Consider the following 6895-nt stretch of genomic DNA (forward strand, 5'->3'; position numbering starts at 1 on the left):
ACGTTGTTAATCGGATAATGCCTATCCTGTCATCCGTCATAGCGCTATAATCCTGTTATCTTAATGAATGATAGGAACGAATTATGATCCGTAGTATGACTGCTTTTGCCCGCCGTGATATCAAGGGTGAATGGGGGAATGCGGCTTGGGAGCTGCGTTCCGTAAACCAGCGTTATTTAGAAACCTATATCCGTTTACCCGAGCAATTTCGCAGCTTAGAGCCAGTTATCCGTGAACGCCTTCGTTCCAGTCTAACCCGTGGTAAAGTCGAATGTAACCTACGTTTTGACTTAGATGGTGCTCACCGTGGTGAGTTACTGCTCAATGAAGATTTAGCTCGCCAGCTGATTAGCGCAGCGAACTGGGTAAAAAATTACAGCCACGAAGGTGAAATTAATCCGTTAGAAATCTTACGCTGGCCGGGTGTGATGTCCGCTGGTGAACAAGATTTAGACGCGATTAGTGAACAGTTAATGGCTGGCTTAGATGAAACCATCGATGCCTTTATCCAAAGCCGTGAAGCAGAAGGTGCAGCGCTGCATAGCCTTATCGAGCAACGTCTGGATGGTGTTTTGGTTGAAGTTGCCAAAGTTCGCCAACATATGCCTGAAATCCTACAATGGCAGCGTGACCGTCTACAAAGCAAGCTAGACGATGCACAAATCCAAGTAGACAGTAATCGTTTAGAGCAAGAGCTGATTTTACTGGCTCAGCGCGTTGATGTCGCCGAAGAGTTAGACCGACTGGAAGCGCACGTCAAAGAGACACGTAATATTCTGAAGAAGAAAGAAGCCAGCGGCCGTCGCCTCGATTTTATGATGCAAGAGTTTAACCGCGAATCAAACACCCTTGCTTCTAAGTCTATTAATAGTGAAGTGACTAACTCTGCTGTTGAACTTAAAGTGCTGATCGAGCAAATGCGCGAGCAGATTCAAAATATCGAATAAAATTCACTTTTCAGAGTAACTTCAAGCCAGCTTATTCACCGAATTCGCTGGCTTTTTACTATTCATACATAGCAGAGTGAAGCACAATAACGCATTGCCAGCGTGTGCCGTTAAGGTGCATCACAGAGATAAAGCTACATTAACTGTTACCCACAACAATAATGCCGAGGCTATCGATTAAATGAAAGATTTGGTCTTCGTTTAACTTAACGCCACTAAAATCCACTCGTCTAATATCTAAAGCCCCAAGCTGTGAATTCGTTAAATCACAACCCGTAAAATCTGCATCACTCCAATTAAATGAAGAAAATTCTCCACCTGAAAGATCTGAATTCCTAAAAACTGATCCTATAACCGTTGTTTCGTGCCAGCGATTCTCCCACAGCTCACATTTCTCTAGGATAACCCCGGAAAAATTCGCATAACTCAGATTCGATTTTGTAATATATGCAGAGCAAAACCATGTTTTCGCCGTAATCAAATTCATAAAACTGGCACCGCGAAAGTCAGCCCCTTGAGCAAGACACTCTCGGATTTCTAATCCAAGAGCCTGTGAATGCCTAAAATCTACCATGGATAAATCACAATTTTTAAAGCTGGCATCTTTTAAAATTGAACGGTTAAAACGGCATGCTTTTTGAGTATCTCTATCATAGAACCTACAATTGAGAAACTCTGTATCCGTCAAATCAGCGCCTGAAAAATCACAGTTTGAAAACACTGCATCTTTGATGCTCGCCCCTTTAAGCTTATTTTTCCCTATTTTCTCGTCATTTAATAACATAATAAACCATTCAAAAAAGATTGAGCTGCAATGTTCTGCTGATTTCAGGTGATATTGTCTATATCAAATCCTGCAATCATCAGGTCGATGGCTAACAGTATTAGCACAAAAGCAGTAACAAAGGGAACCCTTACAAGGGTCTCGAGGTGAGCGTTATTTGATCAATTTATTGGGCGCGTCAATTGAATCTGTCCCCAATGGGGTCCCTCTGAATCCAGTCACTACGTACATTTGAGTCACTGGATCAATGAATAGATTTATCACTTTTTAGAACAATTTAAAGCCAGCATATTCGCTGGCTTTTTTTATTCAATCAAACTCAACAGTTAGTTCGCTTTAGCGACCAGCAACGGTTTCTCACGTTGATGCTTATAATGGAAAGAGAAGTAGAAAATCACGGCCAATATTACGGTGTAGGACGAGAACACTAGCCAAATTGACTGCCAATCCTTCACGCCATCCACACTAAAGTAGTCAACGACCAATCCACTCAATATCGCGCCAAAATAGGCACCCACACCATTCACCATGGTCATAAACAACCCTTGAGCACTGGCACGCATACGGTGATCCACTTCCTGCTCAATAAAAATAGAACCGGAAATATTAAAGAAATCAAACGCACAGCCATACACAATCATCGACATAATTAAGAACATCAAACCGATAGTCGATGGGTCACCAAATGCAAAGAAACCAAATCGTAATGTCCATGCCAACATACTGAGCAGCATCACGGTTTTAATGCCATAACGCTTTAAAAAGAATGGAATAGCAAGAATAAATGCCACTTCGGCCATTTGGGAAACTGACAGCAAAATCGATGGATACTGAACAATCAAACTGTCTTGATACAGCGGGTTACGCGCAAAATCATGCAAGAACGGGCTACCAAACGTATTGGTAATTTGCAGAACCGCGCCCAGCAGCATCGCAAACAGGAAAAATACCGCCATAATCGGCTTTTTGAATAACACTAATGCATCTAATCCAAGCTTGCTCATCCAACTGGTGGTGATAGCCTGCTTATTCACTGCCATTTTAGGTAATGTCAGGGAATACATCGCGAGCAGCAACGAACAACTTCCCGCCACATACAGTTGCATACTGCTCAACTCAAATTTCAGTAAGCTAATGCTCCACATCGCCGCAATAAATCCTACGGTACCAAATACACGAATTGGCGGGAAATTAGCAACAGAGTCTAGCTGATACTGACTTAGCGATGAGTAGCTAATGGTGTTCGACAAGGCAATAGTCGGCATAAATGCCATCGCATTAATTAACATTGCCCAGAACATCACTGAAGGATCCGCCACCGTCGCAGCGTAAAACAATGAACCCGCACAAATAATATGGCAAAGCATATACAGGCGGTTTGCAGGAATATATTTATCCGCAATGATGCCGATTAATCCGGGCATCAAAATAGCGGCAATCCCTTTCGAGCTGTACACCATACCGACTTCAGCCCCTGAGAAATCCAAGGTTTTCATCATGTAGGCACCTAATGTCACCAGCCAACTTCCCCAAACAAAATATTGCAGAAAAAGCATGACCTTTAAACGAGACTTAATATTCATACTAGGCTCCGTTTGAAGTAAGTTTGGCGGGTGACATTCTCAGCTTGACGATAACGTCCTAAAGGAAAACCGCTCCCGCACTGTCTTTCTATTAATTTGAGATTAAGTAACTTGACGTTAGAAGCGCTCGATGACACCAGTCACTAATTTTAAGAAGGTCGCCTTCACTTTTTCAGCGGTCTCAATCACTTCATCATGGCTTAAAGGCTGTTCTAAAATGCCGCACGCCATGTTGGTCAGGCAGGAAATACCCACAGTTTTAATCTGAGAATGGTGAGCCACCAGCGCTTCAGGTACAGTAGACATTCCTACCGCATCAGCGCCAAGAGTTCTGATCATGCGAATTTCGGCCGGCGTTTCATAGGTTGGGCCTGTCCACCATGCATACACGCCTTGGCGCAGAGACACGCCTTGCTCCTTCGCGACATCCAAAATCGTTTGGCGCAGCTCTTTGTTGTACACTTCGCTGACATCAAGGAAACGTACACCCAATTCTGGATTATTTGGTCCCATTAATGGGTTATTCGCTGTCAGGTTAATATGGTCAGTGATGACCATCAGGTCGCCAGGGTTAAAGTCAGTATTCACCGCTCCACAGGCGTTTGTAATGATCAATTTTTCCACACCCAGCGCTTTCATTAAACGCACAGGAAATGTCACTTGATCCAGAGAAAAACCTTCGTAATAGTGGAAACGACCTTTCATCGCCACCACCGTTTTGCCTGCAATCGTCCCGATCACTAACTCGTTCGCGTGACCTACTGCTTCAGACTTCGCAAAATGTGGCACTTCGCTATAAGGAATATGCACCGCATTTTCTAACGTATCGGCAAATGGACCTAATCCAGACCCTAAAATGATCCCAACAGTGGGTTTCATATCCGTACGAGATTGGATAAAACTCAGGCTTTCTAAGATATCTTTGGTGTTGTGCATAATACGCTCCGCAATCAAATCAAATAAAGAAGATGATTGGGATAATAACGTAATTAGAAAATCTAACAGCGATCTTAATCTCATTTTGAGAAAATGTTGATAAACATGACATCTGTTAAAGTACTCACCATGTGAATCTGTTAATCTTGAACTATTAGCTACATGGCCGGGTCTACCACGAACGAAAACAGGAGGGGGAGCCATTGTTACACCGTTTATTGAACGAATTTCGCACATCCAAAAATTCCAAAACTCAAAAACTCAAAACGCTGTATCGGCTGATCCTCAATCACGGGCCAATTCGGGCGGAGGCACTAACCTCCCTCGCGAATATGAAACCCGCAACCTGTGCCAGACTCCTCGATGAACTGAGTAAGTGCCAGTTACTCTCCACGTCAGAACTTGGGGAATCAACGGGAGGACGCAAACCCATTTTGTACAGCGTCAACCCAGCTGATGGTTACTTAATTGGCATTGAGATGAGTGATATCTACTCAACAATTGTTCTGCAAAATCTGAAGTTAGATATTCTTGGTAAAGTCAAAATCAAGTATGAGCACCTCGAAACCGCCGAAAATATGCTCGACCATCTATTGGATAACGTCGATGACCTACTTGCTGAACATCAGCTAGATACTCAGAAAATCCTAGGGATAGGCATTGCCATCGACCATATTTTAGAGCGTGATAAAGTGCCTTACTCTGACTACAACGCACGAATTCAAGCGCTATATCAGTACATTACCCAGCGCGTTCCCTGCTTTGTTCTGTTAGGAAGTGGGATCAGCTTTGCGGCCTTTGCAGAGTACCGTTTACGCTACGCCTCTGATAGCCAACGATTCTTACTCACCACTTGTGACACCGACATTCGCAGCTCGACGATTATCAATAACCAATATGCCCCAACGCCAATAAGCACCGCTCAAGCTTTTGGACACACGACTATCGATATCAATGGTCAGCGTTGTGAATGTGGCTCATTTGGCTGTTTAAAACAGTACAGTTCATTACACGCCATTAAATCTCGCGTGATTCAACATTTAAGGCTTGGTAAACCCTCGGTCATTAACCAACTCGTCAAATCTGAAGATGAAATTAACTATCACACGATTTTTCAGGCACTTGCCCAGAATGATGAGGTGTGTCTTAAAGCCTTAGAAGAAGCCGCGTATTACTACGGTATCGCGATTGCCAACGCGGTATTAATTACCCAAGCCGATGTGGTGGTTTGCGGGGGAACACTCACGCCAAAAAACCATTTCTTTGAGATGACCAAAAAATCCATTGAGCAAAAACTCTCGATTTTCCCGCATATCAAACCGCGCATTTACCCAGCGAATGATTCTTATGAAATCGTCGCTCAAGGTGCAGGTGGAATGGTGATAGAAAGCTATCTCTCTGAATGACAATGGATACAAATAAAAAATGCCCCAACTTGTGGGGCATTTTCATTATAAGTCATCGGTGACTATTTTAATCTTAATCATTACCAAACAGGTCACGGGTATAGACTTTATCCGCCACATCGTCCAGCTCAGGCACCATACGGTTTGCCAGAATAATGTCGCTTTCTGCTTTGAACGTTTCTAAATCACGGATGACTTTCGAGCGGAAGAATTCCTCTTCTTTCAGTACTGGCTCGTAAACCACCACTTCAATGCCTTTGGCTTTGATACGCTTCATCACGCCCTGCACTGCCGAGGCGCGGAAGTTATCGGAGCCCGCTTTCATCACTAAGCGATACACACCGACTTTACGTGGTGCTTTAGCGATAATCGCATCCGAGATAAAGTCTTTACGGGTGCGGTTTGATTCGACAATCGCGTTAATCAGGTTATTCGGCACATCATCGTAGTTCGCCAGTAACTGCTTGGTGTCTTTCGGTAAGCAGTAGCCACCATAACCGAATGATGGGTTATTGTAGTGGCTGCCGATACGCGGGTCTAAAGAAACCCCTTCAATGATTTGACGCGCATTTAAGCCACGGCTTTCTGCGTAAGTATCTAATTCGTTGAAGTATGCGACACGCATCGCTAAGAAGGTGTTTGCGAACAGTTTAACCGCTTCGGCTTCAGTCCCGTCAGTGAACAGCACCGGTACATCTTTCTTAATCGCACCTTCTAACAGTAAGTCAGCGAAAATCTGTGCACGTTCAGAACGTTCTCCCACCACGATACGGGACGGGTACAGGTTATCCCACAGCGCGCGTCCTTCACGTAAGAATTCTGGGGAGAAAATCACGTTGGTGTAACCAAACTCTTCACGCAGACGCTCCGTAAAGCCCACTGGAATGGTAGATTTGACGATAATGGTCGCTTCCGGGTTCAGTTTGTTCACATCATGAATAACGGATTCCACTGAATTGGTGTTGAAGTAGTTAGTTTTTGGGTCGTAGTCTGTCGGGGTCGCCACAATCACGTATTGTGCGCCCATATAGGCTTCGACTTTATCTTCGGTCGCACGGAAATTGAGTTGCTTTTCCGTTAGAAACTGTTCGATTTCAGTGTCGATAATCGGGGATTGCTTATTGTTAAGCATCGCCACTTTTTCAGGGATGATATCGACCGCCACCACTTCGTGGTGTTGGGACAGTAACATGGCGTTAGATAGACCGACGTAGCCGGTACCTGCGATTGCTATTTTCA

6 protein-coding genes are annotated in these 6895 nt (G+C 44.1%); 2 read left to right on the top strand and 4 right to left on the bottom strand.

Going from position 1 to position 6895, the window contains the following annotated elements:
• The first annotated feature begins 83 nt into the window (after positions 1-83).
• Positions 84-947: a YicC/YloC family endoribonuclease gene (locus GKR48_RS10380; protein ID WP_154628030.1), complete on the top strand. Its 864-nt coding sequence runs from the start codon at positions 84-86 to the stop codon at positions 945-947.
• A gap of 139 nt (positions 948-1086) precedes the next feature.
• Here the strand turns inward: GKR48_RS10380 and GKR48_RS10385 are convergent, their stop codons facing one another.
• From GKR48_RS10385 to GKR48_RS10395, 3 genes are all read right to left on the bottom strand, one after another.
• A complete protein-coding gene (locus GKR48_RS10385; RefSeq protein ID WP_154628031.1) occupies positions 1087-1731 on the bottom strand; it encodes a Qnr family pentapeptide repeat protein in 645 nt (214 codons plus the stop codon).
• A gap of 326 nt (positions 1732-2057) precedes the next feature.
• Positions 2058-3314, bottom strand: coding sequence for a nucleoside permease (locus tag GKR48_RS10390; protein WP_154628032.1), 1257 nt, complete (start codon positions 3312-3314; stop codon positions 2058-2060).
• A gap of 117 nt (positions 3315-3431) precedes the next feature.
• Entirely contained in the window at positions 3432-4250 is an 819-nt protein-coding gene (locus GKR48_RS10395; protein WP_036950708.1) for a purine-nucleoside phosphorylase, read from the bottom strand.
• Between the two features lie 203 nt (positions 4251-4453).
• On the opposite strand from GKR48_RS10395, the gene GKR48_RS10400 reads away from it, so the two are divergent.
• On the top strand, positions 4454-5656 hold the full coding sequence (locus GKR48_RS10400; protein WP_154628033.1) for an ROK family protein: 1203 nt from the start codon (positions 4454-4456) through the stop codon (positions 5654-5656).
• Positions 5657-5729: 73 nt separating this feature from the next.
• Here the strand turns inward: GKR48_RS10400 and GKR48_RS10405 are convergent.
• On the bottom strand, positions 5730-6895 hold a 1166-nt coding region (locus tag GKR48_RS10405; protein ID WP_154628034.1), incomplete at its 5' end, for a nucleotide sugar dehydrogenase.

Source organism: Providencia sp. wls1943, from assembly GCF_009706275.1.
In the GTDB taxonomy this organism is placed as follows: Bacteria; Pseudomonadota; Gammaproteobacteria; order Enterobacterales; family Enterobacteriaceae; genus Providencia; species Providencia zhijiangensis.

Bases quoted from the DNA above. Each gene is read 5' to 3' on its own strand.
- GKR48_RS10380 (WP_154628030.1), top strand. From the start codon at position 84: ATGATCCGTAGTATGACTGCTTTTGCCCGCCGTGATATCAAGGGTGAA.
- GKR48_RS10385 (WP_154628031.1), bottom strand. From the start codon at position 1,731: ATGTTATTAAATGACGAGAAAATAGGGAAAAATAAGCTTAAAGGGGCG.
- GKR48_RS10390 (WP_154628032.1), bottom strand. From the start codon at position 3,314: ATGAATATTAAGTCTCGTTTAAAGGTCATGCTTTTTCTGCAATATTTT.
- GKR48_RS10395 (WP_036950708.1), bottom strand. From the start codon at position 4,250: ATGCACAACACCAAAGATATCTTAGAAAGCCTGAGTTTTATCCAATCT.